This is a genomic window from Streptomyces sp. T028 (assembly GCF_048159505.1).
GTDB lineage: Bacteria > Actinomycetota > Actinomycetes > Streptomycetales > Streptomycetaceae > Streptomyces.
Genome location: NZ_JBLRVZ010000001.1, coordinates 106,696 through 126,211, shown reverse-complemented (window position 1 = coordinate 126,211; position 19,516 = coordinate 106,696). Strand labels below are relative to the sequence as shown.

Genomic DNA, 19,516 nt, shown 5'->3' with positions numbered 1-19,516 from the left:
CAGACGAACGACGACACATCGCCCCCCCAAAGCGGAGCGCTCAGTGCCGCCCCGCCACCCGGTCCGCGATCCGCGCCAGCCGCGAGGACCCCACGCTGTGCGCCCGCGTCTCACGTCGGTCGGCGGTGCGGTAGGTGGCGTACATGCCCTGGACGCCCAGCCAGCGCAGCGGTTCCGGTTCCCAGCGGCGAACCTGGTGCCCGACCCACGGCAGGACGGTCAACTCGGTGTTGCCGCCCCGCCCGGAGTCCAGCAACACCAGGTCGCGCAGGGTCCGCCCGGCGAGGTTCGTGGTGGCGACCCCCGAACCGACGTAACCGCCCGCCCAGCCGAGGCCCGAGGCCCGGTCCAGGGTGACCGTGGCACACCAGTCGCGCGGCACGCCGAGGACGCCGGACCAGGCGTGCTCGATCCGCACCCCGGCGAGCGCCGGGAAGAACGCGACGAGGATCTCCCGCAGCGCCTCGACGGTCGCGGGCTGGGTGCTGCCGTCGTGGTCGGTACGCGAGCCGAAGCGGTACGGCACTCCGCGCCCGCCGAGCGCGATACGACCGTCGGCGGTGCGCTGGGCGTACATGTAGGCGTGCGCCATGTCCCCGAGCGCCTCCCGGCCCTCCCAGCCGACGGCAGCCCACTGCTCGTCGGTGAGCGGCTCGGTGGCGACCATCGAGGAGTTCATGGGCAACCAGGTCCGCTTCTCGCCCTTCAGCGCGGCCGTGAAGCCCTCGGTGCAGCGCAGCACGTACGGGGCGCGCACGGTCCCGTACGGGGTCACGGCCCGCCCGGCGTGGATCTCGGTGACCGGCGTCGACTCGTACACCTCGACGCCCAGCGCCTCGACGGCCGCCGCGAGCCCCTTGACCAGCTTCACCGGGTGCACGCGCGCCCCGTGCGGGGTCCACGTCGACCCGACGGCGCCCGCGACCCGCAGCCGCTCGGCGGTCTCGCGGGCGCCGTACAGCTCGCGGTCCTTCTCCCCGTACGACAGTTCGTGCGCGTGGAAGTCCTTCAGGCGGGCCAGCTGGGCCGGAGTGCGGGCGACCTCCAGGACCCCGCCCTGATGGACGTCGGCGTCGACGCCCTCCTCGGCGAGCGCCCGCACCACCTCGGCGACGGTGTCGTTCATGGCGCGCTGGAGCCGTACGGCGGCCTCGTGCCCGTGCAGGGCGGCGTACCGGTCGCGGCCCGCGATGCCGTTGTAGAGCCAGCCGCCGTTGCGGCCGGAGGCGCCGTAGCCGCAGAACCGCTGCTCGAGGACGGTGATCCGCAGGTCGGGGGCCGTCTTCTTGAGGTAGTACGCCGTCCACAGCCCGGTGTAGCCGCCACCGACGATCACGACGTCGGCGGACCGGTCGCCGCCCAGCGGCTCCCGTACCGCCGGGAGTCCGTCGTCCGCGTACCAGAAGGAGATCCCGCCGTTCACGACATCGCTTGCCGAGGTGCTCATGGCCGGACGTTATCCGGGGAAACGCCCCCTGTCTCCTTCGGATTCCGTACTATTTCCCGCCCCCTGACCAGGGGAAGGCAGCCAAGACCGATCAGGGCGGCGACGAAGTGGCCGAAGTCGGTGAAGGTCGGCCCGGCGGCCAGCGGCACCGCGAAGAAGGCGAGCACGACCGCCAGATACGCCCACCGCCACGGCCCGCGGATCCGGTAGCCGAGCACCGCCACCACCCCGGCCAGCGCGTAACTCACGCCCACGTCCAGGGTGTTGACCGAGGACGCCGGCGCCATCCCGTCCCGGATCGCCTTCAGCAGCGCGCCCTCGCTGACCAGGGTGGCCAGCACATGCGCCGCCACGCACACCGTCAGCCAGCGCCAGGTCCCCAGCCAGCGCTCGGCCCGGGCATGAAAGACGGAGTACAGCACCGCGTACGGCAGCCAGTACCCGCCGTCGATCCACATCGCACTCGCGATCAGCACCCGCACGGGGTGCCGGGACAGCTCGTGGAGGTTCGTCGACCGCTGCCGCAGGAACTCCCGCTCGAACTCCGGGGACATGTGGTGCAGCGCGACCGTGGTGAAGAACAGCACCGTCAGCCACACGTAGGTGCCGGGCGCGCTGCGGACGTACGACCACACCGCCCGCCGCACACCGGAAAACCGCGGGAGCCGATTCACACCGGCAAGTATCGTCCGCGAGGTGATCGACATTCCGGGCGCACTGGTGACAGAACAGGTAAAGAACAACGGCGAGGCGGGGCGGGCGTTCGTCGCGGGGCTGCCGGACCTGGTGGCCGCCCTCCTGGAGCGCTGGGAGCTGCGGATCGACGGTCCGCCGATGCACGGCGTGTGCGCGCTGGTCGTCCCGGTGACCGCCGCCGACGGCACCCGGGCCGTGCTCAAGCTGCAGCTCCTCGACGAGGAGACGGCGGGCGAGCCGGTCGCCCTGCGGGCGTGGAACGGCGAGCACGCGGTACGGCTGCTGCGGCACGACGAGCCGACCGGCACCCTGCTCCTCGAACGCCTCGACGCACACCGCACGCTGTCCCACGTCGCGGACGTCCACGCGGCGGTGCTGGTCATCGGGGGCCTGCTGGCGCGTCTGACGTCCGTCCCCGCGCCGCAGGGCCTGCGGGAACTGGGCGGTATCGCGCAGTCCCTGCTGAAGCGGACCCCGGGGGCGCTCGCCCGCACCCCCGATCCGGAAGCACGCCGTCTGCTCGCCGACTGCGCGGCCGCCCTACGGGAGGTCGCAGCCGAGCCGGGCGACCGGCTGCTGCACTGGGACCTCCACTACGACAACGTCCTCGCCGCCGACCGGGCCCCCTGGCTCGCGATCGACCCCAAGCCCCTCGGGGGCGACCCGGGCTTCGAACTCTGGCCTGCCCTGACCAACCGCTTCGATCCCGACGACGTCCTCTGGCGCTTCGACGCGCTGACCGAGGTGCTGGGGCTCGACCGGGAGCGGGCCAGGGCCTGGACCCTGGGCCGACTGCTGCAGAACGCCCTGTGGCGGATCGAGGACGGTGACCAGCTGGCGTCGGCCGAATGGGAGATCGGCCGCCGCCTGCGGAACCGCCTGACCTGACGCAGAGCAGGTCCACTCTGAAACGCGCCGCACACGCCGACGATCGGTTGCCGGCGGTGGTGCCCCTGATGCGCTCGGGGCCCCGTCACTCCTTGAGCGAGGGGCCCCTGACCTGGTGGTTTTCAGAGCCCCCTGTCGGATTCGAACCGACGACCTGATCATTACAAGTGATCCGCTCTGGGCCGGACTGAGCTAAGGAGGCACCGCGCACCACAACGCCGCACGCGAAGGCTGCTCCACTGTACACAGCCCCCGTTCCCGCAAGCCACGGACTTCTCGACTCCACACGACCCAAAACCGCGCGTAACCAACCGCGCACCCGTTCGTTGATCGGTCTGACGTGCTGTTCCGAAGATCGGATCGTCGGGGAGGGATCCATGGGGAAGACGGTCGAGAAGGCGGAGAACCCGAAGCCGGAAGCCGTGCGGGGCGAGGAGGCCGAGCGCATCAAGCGTGAGGTCCTCGACATCGGCGACCGCCGCAAACACCACACACGCCAGGCGACCCGGCTGAAGTCCCACGCCAAGGAGCCCGACACCCACCACCGGCTGTACCGGTTCCGCTTCTATCCGACCGAGGAGCAGGCCCAGCAATTGGAGCGGACGTTCGGCGCCTGTCGCTGGGTCTACAACGAGGGGCTGGCGCTGCGGTCGGGAGCCTGGGAGCGGCACAGGGTGAATGTGGGGTTCGCGGAGACGTGCCGGGCGCTGACGGGTTGGAAGCGGAGGGAGGAGACGGCGTGGTTGAAGGATGTGTCGTCGACCGTTCTCCAGCAGTCTCTGCGTCATCTGGATCAGGCGTACGGCCGGTTCTTCAGGGGTGGGGCGAGGTATCCGAGGCGGAAGAAGAAGAGGCGGTCGCGGGATTCGGCGACTTATGTGCGGACGGGGTTCCGGTGGGTGGAGGATCCGGAGCGGCCGGGTACGGGGCTGATCACGCTCGCGAAACAGTCGGAGCCGTTGGATGTCCGGTGGTCGAGGGCGCTGCCCGCGGGGGTGGCTCCGGTCCGGCTGTCGGTGACGCGGGATCGGGCGGGGCGGTATTTCGTGTCGACGCTCGTGGAGGAGCGGATATCGCCGCTGCCTCCTGTATACGTGCCGGGGACGCGGGAGCCGAAGGCGGTGGGGCTGGATCTGGGGCTGGCGTCGCTCGTGACCTTGGACGATGGGACGAAGGTTGATCATCCGCGGCTGTTGAAGCGGTACGCGGAGAAACTGGCGCGGTTGCAGCGGGAGCTGCACAAGAAGGTGAGGGGGTCGAGGAACCGGGCCAAGGTCCGGCAGAAGATCGCGCGCCTTTATGCGCTGATCAGCGACGTACGCAGGGACATGCTGGACCAGTTGACCACCCGCCTCGTGCGCGAGAACCAAGTGCTCGTGGTGGAGGATCTGTCCGTTGCATCCCTGTCACGTGCGGGGCGTGGGAAGGGGCGGCGGCGGAAGGCGAAGCTGAACCAGGCGATCCTGGACGCGAGCTGGGGTGAGTTGTTGCGGCAGCTTCGCTACAAGTGCGAGTGGTATGGGCGGGAGCTGGTGGTCGTGGACCGCTTCTTCCCGTCGACCCGCCGCTGCTCGGCGTGTCACGCCGTGGGCGCGCGGCTGGACGTGTCGGTCAGGCAGTGGACGTGTGCCGAGTGCGGGGCGCTGCATGACCGGGATGTGAATGCCGCCGTGAATCTGCGTGACGAGGGGATGCGTTTGCTGGCCGCGTAGGCGGCTGGTGCGGTACGGACCGACGGGCCGTCGGCCGTCATGCCTGTGGAGTCCACGTAAGACCGGTCAGGCGCAGCTCACAGGGCTGTGTGTGATCGGCGGCGGGCAGTGAAGCAGGAACCAAGGTCAAAAGGCGGCTGCTCTGCCCTGTCGAAAATTTCCGCGAAGTTCACATGCCTCCAGGTACTGACAGATCCGCCGGACCCGAGGTACCGTCCTGAGCCAGTTCACTCATGTGGACTACACCAACCACCTTCCTACAACGGATCGTCCGGCACGTTCCTGCCGGTAGAAGGGGGCCTCTGAGCCATGGCCACTGTCACGTTCGACAAGGCGACCCGGATCTACCCGGGTTCCACGAAGCCCGCCGTCGACTCCCTGGACATCGAGATCGCGGACGGCGAGTTCCTCGTCCTGGTCGGCCCGTCCGGCTGCGGCAAGTCCACCTCGCTCCGCATGCTCGCGGGGCTCGAGGACGTCAACGGCGGCGCCATCCGCATCGGCGACCGCGACGTCACCCACCTGCCGCCGAAGGACCGGGACATCGCCATGGTGTTCCAGAACTACGCGCTGTACCCGCACATGAGCGTCGCCGACAACATGGGCTTCGCGCTCAAGATCGCCGGCGTCAACAAGGCGGAGATCCGGCAGAAGGTCGAGGAGGCCGCGAAGATCCTCGACCTCACCGAGTACCTGGACCGCAAGCCGAAGGCCCTCTCCGGTGGTCAGCGCCAGCGTGTCGCGATGGGCCGCGCCATCGTGCGTGAGCCGCAGGTCTTCCTCATGGACGAGCCGCTGTCGAACCTCGACGCCAAGCTCCGTGTCTCGACCCGTACGCAGATCGCGTCCCTCCAGCGCCGTCTCGGCATCACCACCGTCTACGTCACCCACGACCAGGTCGAGGCCCTGACGATGGGCGACCGCGTGGCGGTCCTCAAGGACGGCCTGCTCCAGCAGGTCGACACCCCGCGCAACATGTACGACAAGCCCGCCAACCTGTTCGTGGCCGGCTTCATCGGCTCCCCCGCGATGAACCTCGTCGAGGTGCCGATCGCCGACGGCGGTGTGAAGTTCGGCAACTCGGTCGTGCCGGTGCAGCGTGACGCGCTCTCCTCCACCACCGACAAGTCGGTCACCGTCGGTGTCCGCCCCGAGCACTTCGACGTCACCACCGACTCCGACACCGGCCTCGGCGTCGTCGTGAACGTGGTCGAGGAGCTCGGCTCCGACGCCTTCGTCTACGGCACCGCCCAGGTCGGCGGCGAGGCCAAGGACCTGGTCGTCCGCGTCGGCGGCCGTGAGGTCCCGGAGAAGGGCAGCACGCTGCACGTCGTCCCGCGCGCGGGCGAGACCCATGTGTTCTCCACCTCCACGGGCGAGCGTCTCTCCGACTGAGACCTCTCCGGCCGACCCACTGGAACCCGGGCATTTCGGCCAGGTTGACGAGAAGGGCCCCGCAGAGCGCTGCGGGGCCCTTCTCGCTGCCCGCGAACACCCCGGCACACCGGACAAATCCCTCGACCGGACCAACGACCGTCAACCCACTACCCCACAAGGGACACCACTTCATCCCCCGTCCGAGTGACGAAATGTCGCCGAATGATTACGGGGCGCTACCCTCTCACGCGTGAAGCACTCCGCGAACCACTCCACCCAGCGCACGCAACGCGGCCAGGGCGGCCCAGCCCGCCGGATCGGCCGCTCGCTCGCCCTCGTCCTGCCCGTCGTCATGGTGCTCTCGGGAACCCTCGCGGTCACCCGGGTCAACTGGTCGGGAGACCCCTCGGACTCGGTGCTCACCGCCTCCGACGTCTCCACCGCGCACCGCACCTCCCACGGCGCCCCCCAGGCCCCTCAGGACGTGCTGCGCGACCAGCTGCTGACCGAGCTCCAGGAGAAGGGCCCGGGCACCGCCCTGACCCACCTCCAGGCCGCCGTGAACGGCAAGCCGTCGCTGGCCAGGCACTGCACCTCCATCGCCCGCGCCCTGGGCCGCGCCGCGGTCCGTATGTACGGCCCCTCGCGCGCCCAGTCCTACGCCCGCCCGGTCTGCGACACCTCCTTCGCCTCGGGCGTCCTCGCGGCGCACAGCTGAGCCGCCTCCACGCGCTCGGCGCGGCTCCCCCGCCGTGAACCGGGGGAGCCGCCCAGGCGCCGCGCAGGCGCCTCTTACGGCACGTACGCCCTCGCCGCGTACAGTGCCGCCCATGACACACCCGCACGCCGCGTCGCGCCCCACGCAAGCCGTCGTCCTGGCCGGTGGCCAGGGGTCCCGGCTGCGTCCGTACACCGACGACCGGCCCAAGCCCATGGTCGAGATCCCCGGCACGGGGACGCCGATCATCGGCCACCAGCTCACGTGGCTCGCCGAGGAGGGCGTCACCGACGTCGTCGTCTCCTGCGGCCATCTCGCCGAGGTCCTCCAGGACTGGCTGAACTCCGCCGACCTGCCGGTGAACGTCATGACGGTCGTCGAGACCGAGCCGCTCGGCCGCGGCGGCGGCCTGAAGTACGCGGCCGCCCGTCTCCCCCACCCGGACCGGCCCTGGTACGCCACCAACGGCGACATCTGGACCCGCTTCTCGCTCCGCGAGATGGCCGACTTCCACACCGAGCGCGACGCCGTCGCGACCCTCGCGCTGGCGCGGCCGCGCATTCCGTGGGGGGCGGTGAAGACCGACGGCTTCGGTCACATCACCGACTTCATCGAGGCGCCGCCGACGACGTACGAGATCAACGCGGGTGTGTACGTCTTCTCCCCCGAGTTCGCCGGCCTGCTCCCCGAGCGGGGGGACCACGAGCGGACGACGTTCCCTCACCTGGCGCGTGAGCGGCGGCTGGCCGGCTTCCCGATTCCACAGGGTGCGTACTGGCGGGCCATCGACACGGCGAAGGATCTGACGGAGGCGGCGAAAGAGTTGGCGGCGCTGGGTCGCTGACAGTTCGGCCGTCTTTTCGGCTGCGGGCCGGTGGGGCTGTTCGCGCCCACGCGGCGGTAGCCGCATATCAACACAGCCCCGCGCCCCTGAGGTACATGCAGGTGCCGTGCGCTTAATAGCGCACGGCACCTGGTGGTTTTTAGGGGCGCGGGGAACTGCGCGATCAACCCCCACCGGCCCGCGCGTCCCCCGAAACCGCTACCCCAGCAACCCTCCCACCAGCCCAGGCTGACCGGAAGACGAAGAGCCTCCACTCGTCCCCCCGGTCGAACCACCGGAGGTACTCGTGGAGCCACCCGACGTGGGCCCGGAGCTGGTGCTCGGTGCCTGGCCGCTGCCCGTCGTGGCGGACTGCTGCGGCGGCGCCTGCCCCGCCGTGCCCTGGGTCTGGCTGGGCGCGCCCGCTCCCGCCCCCGTGGTGGCGGTGTCGCGGGCGGTCGGCGTGCCGGACGTACCGGCCGTCGGTGCCGCCGAGGTCGCGCCCTGGGTGGGCGAGGTGGACGACTCGGGGCCGCGGGACGACTCGCGGGTGCCGGACTCCTCCGGGAGCGGGGAGCCGGGCAGCTCGTTGCGCGGCGCCTCGCCGGGGCCGGGGACGACGACCCGGTCGGCGTCGCGGACGGCGCCACCCAGCAGGGCGCCGATCAGCAGGGTGAGACCGACGGCGATCGTGGTGACCAGGGCGCCGCGGCGCAGGACGTACCGGCGCAGCTCCCAGATGTCGGAGCGCGGGCCGAGCCGGCGCCAGGCCCCGGCGGCGAGGCGGCCGTCGACGGAGTAGACCGGGGCGCCCGCGATGATCAGCGGGGACCAGGCGGCGAGGCAGATGATGTCGGGGGTGTCGTAGACCGGGACGGTCTTCCAGCTGACGGTGACGATGAGCGCCGCCGAGATCGCGGCGCCGAAGAACGCCGCGACCCGCTGCCAGCAGCCCAGGACGGTGAGGACGCCCACGACGACCTGGAGGAAGGCGATGACGAGCCCGGAGCCGACGGGGTGGTGCAGGGCGAACTGCCGCAGCGGCTCGGCGACTTCCCACGGGTGCAGTGTGTTGAGCCACTTCACCATGGAGCCGCGCTTGCCGCCGTCGAAGTAGACGGGGTCGCACAGCTTGCTCATGCCGGCGTAGACGGAGATGAAGCCGAGGAGGACCCTGAGCGGGAGCAGGACCACGCCCAGGTTCATCCGACGGCCGGGATAGTACGCGTGCCGGGAGGCCTCCGCGTCGACGGCGTGACGCCTGCCACGCGGCTCGACCGCCTCCGCGAGCGCCTCCCCGAAGTCCTCGAACTCGGCGTCGTCGTAAGGGGATTCGCCGTAGGGGGCATCGCCGTAGGGGGCATCGCCGTAGGAGGCTTCGCCGTAAGGGGGTTCGTCGTAGGCGCTGCCGACCGTACGCATCTGCGGCAGCAGCCGGTGCTCGCCGGCGACCGGGGCGCGCTGAGCGCCGACGATGGGGGTTTCCAGGGTCTGCGCCGTGAGGTCGCCGTCATAGCCGCCGCCGACACGGGGGATGACCTGGGTGGCTCCTGCGTCGGCCCCGGGCGGTGCGCCGTGGCCCACGCTGCCCGCCCGCACCGCCTGCAGCAGCCGGTGGGCGCCGGTGTCGTCCGGGGCGGTCTGGCCGCTCCAGACGAGAGGCCGGCGCCGGGCACCGGAGGCGGCGCCCGCTCTGCCCACCGCGCCGACGACGGGGATGCGCGTGGTGTCCTGGTTGGCGCTCACATGTCGGGCGATCCGCGGGGATTGGTTACGCCGCGCCGACACGCCCAGCTGCACGCGGAAGCTCGCGTGATTGACGATGATCTGCGCCGGATCGCTCGGCACCTTCACCATGCTCAGCGCGGGAGCGTCGTCGAAACCGGAATCGAATCCCGACGAGCGGCCCCCCGTTGGTGTGCGGGGTGTTCTGGTGTCCACACTCATCTAACCGAGTGACGTGTGGTTAGGACACTGCTTTGACCCGCCGGATCTGTCCGGACTCCGTCAAGGTTGCGCTCCTCGCCGGAATTAACCCGTCGGGGTGAGGCGGCGGACAGGCGTTCACCCCGCCGCCGCACCGGGACAAACCCGCGTCCAGGCCCGCCACCGGGCCTGGACGGCCATCCGTCAGGCGCGCCGCCGTGCCGCCTCGTACAGCACGATCCCCGCCGCCACACCCGCGTTGAGGGGCGATTCCCCCCGCCACCCTCGCACGCTGCGCGGCTTCGAGCGGCTGCGCCGGCCTCCGACCGGCTGACTCCGCCTGCCTGCCGGGGCTGCCGTCAGGCCCGCCGCCGAGCGGCCTCGTACAAGACGATCCCCGCCGCCACACCCGCGTTGAGGGGCGCCCCCCGCCACCCTCGCACGCTGCGCGGCTTCGAGCGGCTGCGCCGGCCTAAGACCGGCGGGCTCCGCCTGCCTGCCGGGGCTGCCGTCAGACCCGCCGCCGAGCGGCCTCGTACAAGACGATCCCCGCCGCCACACCTGCGTTGAGAGACTCCGCGCCGCCCGGCATCGGGATGCGGACGCGGAAGTCGCACGTCTCGCCGACGAGCCGGGACAGGCCCTTGCCCTCGCTGCCGACGACGATGACGACCGGCCCGTCCAGCGCCTCCAGCGAACCGATCTCGGCCTCGCCGTCGGCGGCCAGACCGACGACCGCGATCCCGGCCTTCTTGTACGCCTCCAGGGCGCGCGTGAGGTTCGTGGCGCGGGCGACGGGCGTACGGGCCGCCGTACCCGCGGACGTCTTCCAGGCACCGGCCGTCATCCCGGCCGCGCGGCGCTCAGGGACGACCACGCCGTGACCGCCGAACGCGGAGACGGAACGGACCACGGCACCCAGGTTGCGCGGGTCGGTCACCCCGTCGAGGGCGACGATCAGCGGGTCCTCGCCCTCGTCGTGCGCGGCGTCGACCAGGTCCTCGGGGTGGGCGTACTCGTACGGCGGGACCTGGAGGACGAGCCCCTGGTGGTTGAGGCCGTTCGTCATCCGGTCCAGCTCGGGACGCGGCGCCTCCATGAGGTTGATGCCGCCGCGCTCGGCCGCGAGCTGCAGCGCCTCGCGCACCCGCTCGTCGTTGTCGATGAACTGCTGGACGTACAGCGTGGAGGCGGGTACGCCCTCGCGCAGCGCCTCGACGACCGGGTTGCGGCCGACGACCAGCTCGGACGTCGACTTGCCGCCGCCCCTGCGGGCCTGCGGCCGCGCGCCCTGTGCCCGGCGCGACTTCGCGGCGGCGGCCCGCTGCTTGGCGTGTCCCTTGCGCATCTCGGCGGGCGGGGTCGGGCCCTTGCCTTCCAGGCCCCGGCGCCGCTGGCCGCCACTGCCGACCTGCGCGCCCTTCTTGCCGGACATGCGGCGGTTGTTGGCTGCCATGACCTACCTGATTCTGTGCGGAGGTGTTCGTACGTCTATGCAGTGTGCCGCCCGGGGAGCCGGGCGGCACAATCGATCAAGGGGAACGGGGAGAAAAGGGGAGAAAAGGGGGAGCGGCAAGGAGACGGGAACTACCGCGATCCGAGGATCCAGCGCGGTCCCTGCGGGCTGTCCTCGATGGTCAGCCCGGACTGGCCCAGCTGGTCGCGGATCGCGTCCGCGGTCCCCCAGTCCTTCCGCGCGCGGGCCGCCTCCCGCTGGTCCAGGACCAGGCGTACGAGGCTGTCGACCACGCCGTGCAGGTCCTCGCCCTTCTCGGCCTCACCGGCCCAGCGCGCGTCGAGCGGGTCCAGGCCGAGGACGCCGAGCATGGCGCGGACCTCGGCGAGCCGGGCCACCGCCGCTTCCTTGTCGTCGGCGGCCAGCGCGCTGTTGCCCTGCCGGACGGTGGTGTGCACGACGGCGAGCGCCTGCGGGACGCCCAGGTCGTCGTCCATCGCCTCGGCGAACGCCGGCGGCACCTCGGCGGACGGCTCTACGACGCCCCCCGCCTTCTCGACGACGCGCTGCACGAACCCCTCGATCCGCGCGAACGCCGACTCGGCCTCGCGCAGCGACTCCTCGCTGTACTCGATCATCGAGCGGTAGTGCGGGGTGCCGAGGTAGTAGCGCAGCACGATCGGGCGCCACGTCTTGACCATCTCGCTGACCAGCACGCTGTTGCCGAGCGACTTCGACATCTTCTCGCCGCTCATGGTGACCCACGCGTTGTGCACCCAGTACTGGGCGAACTCGTCGCCGTAGGCTTTGGCCTGGGCGATCTCGTTCTCGTGGTGCGGGAAGATCAGGTCGAGGCCGCCGCCGTGGATGTCGAAGGCGGAGCCCAGGTACTTGTGGGCCATCGCCGAGCACTCCAGGTGCCAGCCGGGACGGCCGCGGCCCCACGGCGTCTCCCAGTCGGGCTCGCCCGGCTTGGTCGCCTTCCACATCGCGAAGTCGCGCGGGTCGCGCTTGCCGGTGATGCCCTCCTCGGAGGGCTGGCGCAGATCGTCGATGTCCTGGTTGGACAGCTCCAGATAGCCGGGGTAGGAGCGCACGTCGAAGTAGACGCTGCCGTCGGCCTCGTACGCGTGACCGCGCTCGATGAGGCCGCGCATCATCTCGATCATCTCGGGGACGTGCCCCGTCGCGCGCGGCTCGTACGTGGGCGGCAGGCAACCGAGGGCGTGGTAGCCGTCGTTGAACGCGCGCTCGTTGTCGTAGCCGATGGACCACCAGGGGCGGCCCTGCTCGTGCGACTTGGTGATGATCTTGTCGTCGATGTCGGTGACGTTGCGGATGAACGTGACGTCGTAGCCGCGGTACTCGAACCAGCGGCGCATGATGTCGAAGTTCAGGCCGGAGCGGATGTGCCCGATGTGGGGGGCCGCCTGCACGGTGGCGCCACAGAGGTAGATCGAGACACAGCCCGGCTGGAGCGGGGTGAAGTCACGGATCTGCCGGGCGCTGGTGTCGTACAGGCGAATAGTCACGATGCCTAGCGTAGTGGGCGGTGGCCGGTGTCCTCACCCCTGCCTGACGACCAGCGCCGTGGCCACCGCCATCAGGCCTTCCTCCCGGCCGGGGAAACCCAGTCCGTCCGTCGTCGCGCCCGAGACCGACACCGGTGCTCCCGCCGCCTCCGAGAGAAGCTTCTGTGCTTCCTCCCGGCGCTTTCCGATCTTCGGCCTCGGGCCCACTACCTGGACCGCGATGTTGCCGATGAGGAAACCGGCGTCGCGGACGATCCGGGCCGCCTCCGTCAGGAGGGTCACTCCGGAGGCGCCGGACCACTCGGGGCGGCCGGTGCCGAAGTGCTGTCCGAGGTCGCCCAGGCCGGCGGCCGAGAAGAGGGCGTTGCAGGCGGCGTGGGCGACGACGTCGGCGTCGGAGTGGCCGGCCAGGCCCGGGCCCTCGCCTTCCCACTTCAGGCCGGCGCACCACAGCTCGCGGCCCTCCTCGAAGGCGTGGATGTCGGTGCCGATGCCGACCTGGGGAAGCGCCATGGGTGCGTCAGAAGCCATCGTTGAGCCTCCTGCGGGCCAGGACCGCCTCCGCGAGGACCAGGTCGAGAGGACGGGTGACCTTGAAGGCCTCCTCGTGTCCGGGCACGACCACGACCGTGAGGCCGAGCTGCTCGATCATGCTCGCGTCGTCGGTGACGTCGTCGGTGACCGTCTCGTGGGCGCGGACCAGGGTGGCCCGGTCGAAGCCCTGCGGGGTCTGTACGGCACGGAGGCGGGCGCGGACCGGGGTGGCGACGACCGGCTCGGGGTCACCGGGGGTCGTGGCCGGTTCGACCTCCTTGACGGTGTCGGCGAGCGGCAGGGCCGGGACGACGGCGGGGGCGCCCTCGCGTACGGCCTCGATGACCGCGTCGACGGTGTCGACGGGGACGAGGGGGCGGGCGGCGTCGTGGACGAGGACGATGTCGTAGTCGGGCGGCAGCGCGTCCAGGCCGAGGCGCACGGACTCCTGGCGGGTGTCGCCGCCGGGGACGACGACGAAATCGGTGCGGTCGGGCAGGGCGTGCGCGTCGAGCAGCGACTTGACCTCGGTGGCGCCGTCCGGCGGGGCCACGACGACCACCAGGGAGACGGCGCGGGAGGCTGCGAGCGCGCGCACCGCGTGGATCAGCATGGGCGTGCCGTTCAGCGCGCGGAGCGCCTTGGGGGCGCCCGGGCCGAGGCGTACGCCCCGGCCGGCGGCCGGAATCACCGCGGCCGTACGGGCGGGCGCGGGCGAGGGACGCGAATCGTCAGACATCGGTTCCTGTCAGGTTTGTGTGCTCGGCCTAGTTGGGTACGGAGACAGCGTGCCGGGCGCGACGCCTTGACCGGACCCTTCCGTGACGCGCCGGTCGAGCGCTGCCCGGGCTCGGCACGCCAAGTATCGGGGGTTTCCCCGAAGTGGGACGACTCGTGGAAGTCGTAAACGACTCGTAGAAGTCGTAGAAGTGGGACGACCCGTAGGTGGGCGCACGGCATCCGGACGCGAACATGCCGCAGCGCCCGGCGACGGGAAATACGTCATCGGGCACCGCGGCATTTCGGTGTTCAACGGTGTGCGTCGGCGTCGGCCTTCGCCGGCGTCAGGACGCGAGAACCTCGTCGAGCAGGGCCTCGGCCTTGTCCTCGTTGGTGTTCTCCGCGAGGGCGAGTTCGCTCACCAGGATCTGGCGGGCCTTGGCGAGCATGCGCTTCTCGCCGGCGGAGAGTCCGCGCTCGCGCTCACGACGCCACAGGTCACGCACGACTTCCGCGACCTTGATGACATCGCCGGAGGCGAGCTTCTCCAGATTTGCCTTGTAGCGACGCGACCAGTTCGTGGGCTCCTCGGCGTACGGCGCGCGCAGCACCTCGAAGACCCGGTCCAGTCCGTCCTGACCGACCACATCACGCACGCCGACGAACTCCGCATTGTCCGCTGGCACACGCACCGTCAGGTCACCCTGGGCGACCTTCAGCACCAAGTAGGTCTTGTCCACGCCTTTGATCTGGCGAGTTTCGATGGCCTCGATCAGCGCGGCCCCGTGATGGGGATAGACCACGGTGTCGCCAACCTTGAACGTCATGTGACAGGTACCCCTTCCGTGGCTATCCAGGGTAACACGGAAACTGCGGTTCCTGAATGGCGTTTTCGCAGGTCAGGGCATATCTCGGGGCTTGACAAGTGCAACAGGAACGTGCTGCGGGCGGCTCCCGGAAGCAGGTATCCGCAGGTCGGAGCGGCTCTTCGAGGGGGGTGAAACCCGCACGTTACACGCATCCGGAGCCCACCCCGGGCGGCCGAACGTCCACATATGTCCGCTTCCAGATGTGCGACTTGCGCTACTCCGTTCGGTGCCCGTGGCCGGATACGAGTCGTTTCCGGAATTGATCACCGGATCTTCGAGCGGGCCGGTGATCAATTTCCCGGACGGTCGCGCATTCCTTCACGGAAAATCCGCGAGCGGAGCGCGACGGCGCTTAACCGGAACGCGGGCGCGGATATGTGAATGACGTACGAGCAGGAAGAGCAAGGATGAAGTCGGAGTGACGGGTGGGTCGCGCGAGAGTGTCGTGACGGGTGTGATGACCAGGGAGATCAGGGCGCGCGGCGCCCGCCGGAGGCGTTAGAGGCGGGTCGGGTGCGGCGGCTCGGGAACGGCTCGGTAACCTAAGGCCGCTGACAGACCCTTAGGGCGGCTTTATCACCAGGTGAGCTGCCCCTGTGCGTTCAAGGAGATGCCGCCGCCGTGAGCAGCAGCCTTCGACGCGGCGCCCTCGCCGCCTCCGCCCTCGCGTTCTCGATCGCCACGCTCGCCGCCTGCGGCGCCGGCAACAACAGCCAGACGCTGCAGATCAAGCCGGACAACGCCGCCACCAGCGTGGGCGACATCAAGATCCAGAACGCCGTCGTCATCACCCAGCCCGAGCCCGCCGAGGGGGGCCCGGTCGCCGTGTCCGCGACCATCTTCAACACCGGCCGGCAGGCCCAGACCGTCGAGTCGATCGACGTCGAGGGCCTCGGCACCGCGAAGCTGACGCCCGCCGAGGGCGAGAAGGCGCTGACCGTCCCGGCCGGCGGTGTCGTCGTCATCGGCGGCGAGGGCAACGCCTCCGCCGTCCTGGAGCCCCCGTCCGGGGACTCGATCGACGGCAACGCCCAGAAGACCACCTTCACCCTCAGCGACACCGGCGCGGTGAGCCTGCAGGCCTTCGTCGTCCCGGCCGAGGGCTACTTCTCCACCTGGGGCCCCAGCGACATCCCGACCGCCGCGTCGGAGTCCCCGGCGGAGTCCCCCTCCGAGACCGCCACGTCCACCGAGTCCCCGGCCGCGGGCGGCTCCGGCTCCTCCGAGTCACCGTCCGCGTCGGAGTCGGCCTCCGAGTCGGCGTCCGGCAGCTGAGCCCCGTACACATACGACAGGGGCGGCACCCTCGGTGAGGGTGCCGCCCCTGTCGTATGCCTCTGTTTCGTCAGCCCCGGTCTACGGCTCGAACTTGTAGCCCAGGCCCCGGACCGTGACCAGGTAGCGAGGCGCGCCCGGGTCCGGCTCGAGCACCATCCGCGACGCACCCCTCGCACCGCTGCGCGGGCTTCGGGGTGCTGCGCCGGACTCCGTCCGGCGGCTCCGGTCAGCCCCGGTCTACGGCTCGAACTTGTACCCCAGGCCCCGGACCGTGACCAGGTAGCGAGGCGCGCCCGGGTCCGGCTCGATCTTGGCGCGGAGGCGCTTGACGTGGACGTCGAGGGTCTTGGTGTCGCCGACGTAGTCGGCGCCCCAGACCCGGTCGATGAGCTGCATGCGGGTCAGGACGCGGCCGGCGTTGCGCAGGAGCATCTCCAGGAGGTCGAACTCCTTGAGGGGGAGGTCGACCTTGGAGCCGGAGACGGTGACGACGTGGCGGTCGACGTCCATACGGACCGGGCCCGCCTCCAGGGCGGCCGGGGTCACCTCCTCCGGCTCGCCCCGGCGGCGCAGGACGGCCCGGATACGGGCGACCAGCTCACGCGAGGAGAACGGCTTGGTGACGTAGTCGTCGGCTCCTATCTCCAGCCCGACGACCTTGTCGATCTCGCTGTCCTTGGCCGTCACCATGATCACGGGGACGTTGGAGCGGCCGCGCAGCTGACGGCACACCTCCGTGCCGGGCAGACCCGGCAGCATCAGGTCGAGGAGGACGAGGTCGGCGCCGTTGCGCTCGAACTCGTCGAGTCCGTCGGGCCCGGTGGTCGCGACGGCGACCTCGAAGCCCTCCTTGCGGAGCATGTACGACAGGGCGTCGGAGAAGGACTCCTCGTCCTCGACGACGAGCACTCGGGTCACGGAAGGACCTCCGGGGCGGAAAGCGTCTGGTACGCGGTCGAATCGGGGGATGAGCGGCGGGACGGGGTGTGGGATGGAGTGGGAGAGATGCCGCCGGCCTGCCCGTCCTCGTCGTTGAGGTCGTCCAGGTCGTCGAAGGTGTCAATACCCTCGAGGCCTTCCGGGTCGTCGGGATCCGGATGCTGGTGGGCGCGATCGCGGTCGCGGGCGGCCGCGGCGGCCTCGGGCAGCCGCAGCGTGAACGTGGAGCCCTGTCCCTCGGCGCTCCACACCGTGACCTCCCCGCCGTGCGAGGCGGCCACGTGCTTGACGATCGCGAGCCCGAGACCCGTACCGCCCGTCTGGCGGGAGCGGGCCGGGTCGACTCGGTAGAAGCGCTCGAAGATGCGCTCCTTGTCCTTGTCGGAGATCCCGATGCCCTGGTCGGTCACCGAGATCTCGATCAGGTCCCCGCCGGGCGCGGTCACCCGGCGGGCGGCTATGCCGACACGGGTGCGGGCGGGTGAGTAGTTGACGGCGTTCTCGACGAGGTTGCCGAGGGCGGCGGCCAGCTGGCCGCGGTTGCCCCAGACACGCAGGTCGGCGGTGCCGCCCGCCCGTCGCCCACCACCACCCTGTTCGAGTCCTTCGGACGCCGCCACACTCGTAGCCATGGTGATCTGCTTGGTACCGGCCTGGTGCCGGCAGCGGTCGACGGCCTCGGTGACCAGGTCGTCCACGCCGACCCGTTCGGCGTCCTCCAGCGGGTCGTCGTTCTGGACCCGCGAGAGGTCGATCAGCTCCTGCACCAGGTTCGTCAGCCGGGTGGCCTCGATCTGCATCCGCCCGGCGAACCGCTCCACCGCCTCCGGGTCGTCGGCGGCGTCCATGACCGCCTCGGAGAGCAGGGAGAGCGCGCCGACCGGGGTCTTCAGCTCATGGCTGACGTTGGCGACGAAGTCCCGTCGCACCGCCTCGATCCGGCGCGCCTCGGTGAGGTCCTCGACGAGGACCATCACGAGCCGGGAGCCGAGCGGCGCCACGCGCGCGGACACGGCGAGGGCCTCGCCGCGCCCGGTCCCGCGCCGGGGCAGATCCAGCTCGACCTGGCGTATCTCCCCGTCGCGGCGGGTGTCCCGGGCCATCTTGAGCATCGGCTCGACCGCGAGTTTTCCGCCACGGACGAGTCCGAGGGCGTACGCCGCGGAACTCGCCTTGACGACGGCGTCGGCCTCGTCGAGGACGACGGCCGACGAGCGCAGCACCGACAGGACCGTGTCCACGCCGGGCGGGAGCACGGGGTCGGTGTGCAGGGAGGTGCGGGTGGGGCGTGCCTGGTCGCGTTCGCTCCAGCGGAACGCCAGCATGGCGATGACACCGGTGAGCACCCCGGCGATCGCTGCCGCTGCGGCGACCGCCGCGTTCACGTCCATGCGTCCAGGTTAGGCACGGGTTCCGGCGTGGCCACAGCCATGAACGTGCGACCTCGAACACTCGTCGCCCAGAGTTCACCTTGGAGCCAGTGGTGGTTCATTTGAGGTGACTGAATCCGACGCGTAGCGGGCGGACCGTGGCACCGTGGGGTTCACCCCGGAGAATACGTACGTACGAGAGGGAATCCTGATGCGGGACGCGTACCACGAGGAACTTGACTCGATAGGCGACAGCCTGGTGGAGATGGCCCGGCTGGTCGGGTCGGCGATCGGGCGCGCCACGACCGCCATCCTCGACTCCGACCTGAAGCTGGCCGAGAGCGTCATCGAGAACGACCAGAAGGTCGACGAGCTGCAGCACGACCTGGAGGCGAAGGCCATCGCGCTGCTCGCCCGCCAGCAGCCGGTCGCCACCGACCTGCGGATCGTCGTCACCTCGCTGCGGATGTCGGCCGACCTGGAGCGCTCGGGCGACCTCGCCCAGCACGTGGCGAAGCTCGCCCGGCTGCGTTTCCCGAACCGTGCCGTGCCGCGTGACCTGCACGCCACGATCCTGGAGATGGGCCAGCTCGCGCAGCGCCTGATGGCGAAGGCGGCGGAGTGCATCATCACCAAGGACGTCGACCTGGCGCTCCAGCTGGAGTCCGACGACGACGCGATGGACCTACTGCACCGCACGCTGTTCCAGCACCTGATCGACGACCGCTGGAAGCACGGCATCGAGACGGCCGTCGACGTGACCCTGCTCGGCCGCTACTACGAGCGGTTCGCCGACCACGCGGTGGCGGTCGCCAAGCGCGTGGTGTTCCTGGTGACGGGTGAGCACGCGGACGAACTCCAGCCCGACATCCAGCCGGACATCCAGCCGGCGACGGGGACCGAGGGGGCGTAGGTCTGCCAGGGATGCCAGGGTCACGCCCCCGGCGTCCGATGGGCTTCCGGAGGGCGTGCGGACGCCACTGTGCGCCGTTGATGCGCCCGGCACAACGGGCATGGAATGGGCACAGGCCCTACGCCTCCGGGAGGAACCCATGGCAGAGTCCCCCAGCACCCCTCAGCCCGACCCCACCCAGGAACGCCCCACCGAGCAGCCCGCCGAGATCAGGAACCTGATGCTGATCGGCGCGTGCGGCTGCGGTTCGGGGTGCGGCTGCGGGTGCCAGTCGGGCGGCGCGTGCCAGTGCGGCTGAGCAAGGTCGTCGTACGTACG

Annotated in this window: 18 protein-coding genes and 1 tRNA gene; 8 read left to right on the top strand and 11 right to left on the bottom strand. The window is 70.7% G+C overall.

What is annotated here, in order from left to right; translation table 11 throughout:
• Positions 1-40: 40 nt before the first annotated feature.
• Positions 41-1,447, bottom strand: a complete 1,407-nt coding sequence (locus tag ACLZN2_RS00690) for an NAD(P)/FAD-dependent oxidoreductase (RefSeq protein WP_416976315.1) — start codon at positions 1,445-1,447, stop codon at positions 41-43.
• Positions 1,444-2,154, bottom strand: a complete 711-nt coding sequence (locus ACLZN2_RS00685; RefSeq protein WP_416976314.1) for a rhomboid-like protein — start codon at positions 2,152-2,154, stop codon at positions 1,444-1,446. The genes ACLZN2_RS00690 and ACLZN2_RS00685 overlap by 4 nt, the downstream gene beginning before the upstream one ends.
• On the opposite strand from ACLZN2_RS00685, the gene ACLZN2_RS00680 reads away from it, so the two are divergent.
• Positions 2,132-3,031 carry an aminoglycoside phosphotransferase family protein gene (locus ACLZN2_RS00680; protein ID WP_416976463.1) on the top strand — a complete coding sequence of 300 codons (900 nt, stop codon included), beginning with the start codon at positions 2,132-2,134 and terminating at the stop codon, positions 3,029-3,031. The two genes, ACLZN2_RS00685 and ACLZN2_RS00680, sit on opposite strands and share 23 nt — an antisense overlap.
• A 126-nt stretch (positions 3,032-3,157) precedes the next feature.
• Here the strand turns inward: ACLZN2_RS00680 and ACLZN2_RS00675 are convergent.
• A tRNA-Thr gene (locus ACLZN2_RS00675) sits at positions 3,158-3,233 on the bottom strand.
• Positions 3,234-3,408: 175 nt separating this feature from the next.
• On the opposite strand from ACLZN2_RS00675, the gene ACLZN2_RS00670 reads away from it, so the two are divergent.
• The 4 genes from ACLZN2_RS00670 to ACLZN2_RS00655 all read left to right on the top strand — a co-directional run bounded on the left by ACLZN2_RS00670 (position 3,409) and on the right by ACLZN2_RS00655 (position 7,682).
• Positions 3,409-4,743 (top strand): RNA-guided endonuclease InsQ/TnpB family protein, encoded by a 1,335-nt coding sequence (locus tag ACLZN2_RS00670; protein WP_416976313.1) that lies wholly within the window; start codon positions 3,409-3,411, stop codon positions 4,741-4,743.
• Between the two features lie 309 nt (positions 4,744-5,052).
• Positions 5,053-6,138 carry an ABC transporter ATP-binding protein gene (locus ACLZN2_RS00665; protein ID WP_416976312.1) on the top strand — a complete coding sequence of 362 codons (1,086 nt, stop codon included), beginning with the start codon at positions 5,053-5,055 and terminating at the stop codon, positions 6,136-6,138.
• 232 nt (positions 6,139-6,370) lie between these two features.
• Positions 6,371-6,838, top strand: coding sequence for a hypothetical protein (locus ACLZN2_RS00660; RefSeq protein WP_416976311.1), 468 nt, complete (start codon positions 6,371-6,373; stop codon positions 6,836-6,838).
• Positions 6,839-6,950: 112 nt separating this feature from the next.
• Positions 6,951-7,682 carry a nucleotidyltransferase family protein gene (locus ACLZN2_RS00655; protein ID WP_416976310.1) on the top strand — a complete coding sequence of 244 codons (732 nt, stop codon included), beginning with the start codon at positions 6,951-6,953 and terminating at the stop codon, positions 7,680-7,682.
• 198 nt (positions 7,683-7,880) lie between these two features.
• Here ACLZN2_RS00655 and ACLZN2_RS00650 read toward each other — a convergent pair whose 3' ends face one another.
• The 6 genes from ACLZN2_RS00650 to ACLZN2_RS00625 all read right to left on the bottom strand — a co-directional run bounded on the left by ACLZN2_RS00650 (position 7,881) and on the right by ACLZN2_RS00625 (position 14,656).
• Positions 7,881-9,608, bottom strand: coding sequence for a DoxX family membrane protein (locus ACLZN2_RS00650; protein ID WP_416976309.1), 1,728 nt, complete (start codon positions 9,606-9,608; stop codon positions 7,881-7,883).
• Between the two features lie 490 nt (positions 9,609-10,098).
• Positions 10,099-11,043 (bottom strand): 23S rRNA (guanosine(2251)-2'-O)-methyltransferase RlmB, encoded by a 945-nt coding sequence (gene rlmB / locus ACLZN2_RS00645; RefSeq protein WP_416976308.1) that lies wholly within the window; start codon positions 11,041-11,043, stop codon positions 10,099-10,101.
• Between the two features lie 131 nt (positions 11,044-11,174).
• Positions 11,175-12,575 carry a cysteine--tRNA ligase gene (gene cysS, locus ACLZN2_RS00640; protein WP_416976307.1) on the bottom strand — a complete coding sequence of 467 codons (1,401 nt, stop codon included), beginning with the start codon at positions 12,573-12,575 and terminating at the stop codon, positions 11,175-11,177.
• Between the two features lie 33 nt (positions 12,576-12,608).
• Positions 12,609-13,106, bottom strand: a complete 498-nt coding sequence (ispF, locus tag ACLZN2_RS00635; protein ID WP_416976306.1) for a 2-C-methyl-D-erythritol 2,4-cyclodiphosphate synthase — start codon at positions 13,104-13,106, stop codon at positions 12,609-12,611.
• On the bottom strand, positions 13,096-13,848 hold the full coding sequence (gene ispD / locus ACLZN2_RS00630; protein ID WP_416976305.1) for a 2-C-methyl-D-erythritol 4-phosphate cytidylyltransferase: 753 nt from the start codon (positions 13,846-13,848) through the stop codon (positions 13,096-13,098). The genes ispF and ispD overlap by 11 nt, the downstream gene beginning before the upstream one ends.
• A gap of 325 nt (positions 13,849-14,173) precedes the next feature.
• Positions 14,174-14,656, bottom strand: coding sequence for a CarD family transcriptional regulator (locus ACLZN2_RS00625; protein WP_003953493.1), 483 nt, complete (start codon positions 14,654-14,656; stop codon positions 14,174-14,176).
• A 663-nt stretch (positions 14,657-15,319) separates the two neighbouring features.
• Here ACLZN2_RS00625 and ACLZN2_RS00620 point away from each other — a divergent pair.
• Positions 15,320-15,973, top strand: a complete 654-nt coding sequence (locus ACLZN2_RS00620; protein WP_416976304.1) for a DUF461 domain-containing protein — start codon at positions 15,320-15,322, stop codon at positions 15,971-15,973.
• Positions 15,974-16,213: 240 nt separating this feature from the next.
• On the opposite strand, the gene ACLZN2_RS00615 is transcribed toward ACLZN2_RS00620, so the two are convergent.
• A complete protein-coding gene (locus ACLZN2_RS00615; RefSeq protein WP_015659563.1) occupies positions 16,214-16,894 on the bottom strand; it encodes a response regulator transcription factor in 681 nt (226 codons plus the stop codon).
• Positions 16,891-18,306 (bottom strand): sensor histidine kinase, encoded by a 1,416-nt coding sequence (locus ACLZN2_RS00610; protein ID WP_416976303.1) that lies wholly within the window; start codon positions 18,304-18,306, stop codon positions 16,891-16,893. The genes ACLZN2_RS00615 and ACLZN2_RS00610 overlap by 4 nt, the downstream gene beginning before the upstream one ends.
• Before the next feature lie 190 nt (positions 18,307-18,496).
• Here ACLZN2_RS00610 and phoU point away from each other — a divergent pair, with 190 nt between their 5' ends.
• Together phoU and ACLZN2_RS00600 are read left to right on the top strand one after the other, a co-directional pair.
• Entirely contained in the window at positions 18,497-19,198 is a 702-nt protein-coding gene (phoU, locus tag ACLZN2_RS00605; protein WP_416976462.1) for a phosphate signaling complex protein PhoU, read from the top strand.
• 139 nt (positions 19,199-19,337) lie between these two features.
• On the top strand, positions 19,338-19,496 hold the full coding sequence (locus tag ACLZN2_RS00600) for a hypothetical protein (protein WP_416976302.1): 159 nt from the start codon (positions 19,338-19,340) through the stop codon (positions 19,494-19,496).
• The last annotated feature ends 20 nt before the right edge of the window (positions 19,497-19,516 follow it).

What these genes read in the sequence shown, in the direction of transcription:
- ACLZN2_RS00625 (WP_003953493.1), bottom strand. Translation starts at nt 14,656, where the DNA reads ATGACGTTCAAGGTTGGCGACACCGTGGTCTATCCCCATCACGGGGCC.
- ACLZN2_RS00650 (WP_416976309.1), bottom strand. Translation starts at nt 9,608, where the DNA reads ATGAGTGTGGACACCAGAACACCCCGCACACCAACGGGGGGCCGCTCG.
- phoU (WP_416976462.1), top strand. Translation starts at nt 18,497, where the DNA reads ATGCGGGACGCGTACCACGAGGAACTTGACTCGATAGGCGACAGCCTG.
- ACLZN2_RS00655 (WP_416976310.1), top strand. Translation starts at nt 6,951, where the DNA reads ATGACACACCCGCACGCCGCGTCGCGCCCCACGCAAGCCGTCGTCCTG.
- ACLZN2_RS00690 (WP_416976315.1), bottom strand. Translation starts at nt 1,447, where the DNA reads ATGAGCACCTCGGCAAGCGATGTCGTGAACGGCGGGATCTCCTTCTGG.
- ACLZN2_RS00610 (WP_416976303.1), bottom strand. Translation starts at nt 18,306, where the DNA reads ATGGACGTGAACGCGGCGGTCGCCGCAGCGGCAGCGATCGCCGGGGTG.
- ACLZN2_RS00665 (WP_416976312.1), top strand. Translation starts at nt 5,053, where the DNA reads ATGGCCACTGTCACGTTCGACAAGGCGACCCGGATCTACCCGGGTTCC.
- ACLZN2_RS00685 (WP_416976314.1), bottom strand. Translation starts at nt 2,154, where the DNA reads ATGTCGATCACCTCGCGGACGATACTTGCCGGTGTGAATCGGCTCCCG.
- ACLZN2_RS00670 (WP_416976313.1), top strand. Translation starts at nt 3,409, where the DNA reads ATGGGGAAGACGGTCGAGAAGGCGGAGAACCCGAAGCCGGAAGCCGTG.
- ACLZN2_RS00600 (WP_416976302.1), top strand. Translation starts at nt 19,338, where the DNA reads ATGGCAGAGTCCCCCAGCACCCCTCAGCCCGACCCCACCCAGGAACGC.
- rlmB (WP_416976308.1), bottom strand. Translation starts at nt 11,043, where the DNA reads ATGGCAGCCAACAACCGCCGCATGTCCGGCAAGAAGGGCGCGCAGGTC.
- ispD (WP_416976305.1), bottom strand. Translation starts at nt 13,848, where the DNA reads ATGTCTGACGATTCGCGTCCCTCGCCCGCGCCCGCCCGTACGGCCGCG.
- ispF (WP_416976306.1), bottom strand. Translation starts at nt 13,106, where the DNA reads ATGGCTTCTGACGCACCCATGGCGCTTCCCCAGGTCGGCATCGGCACC.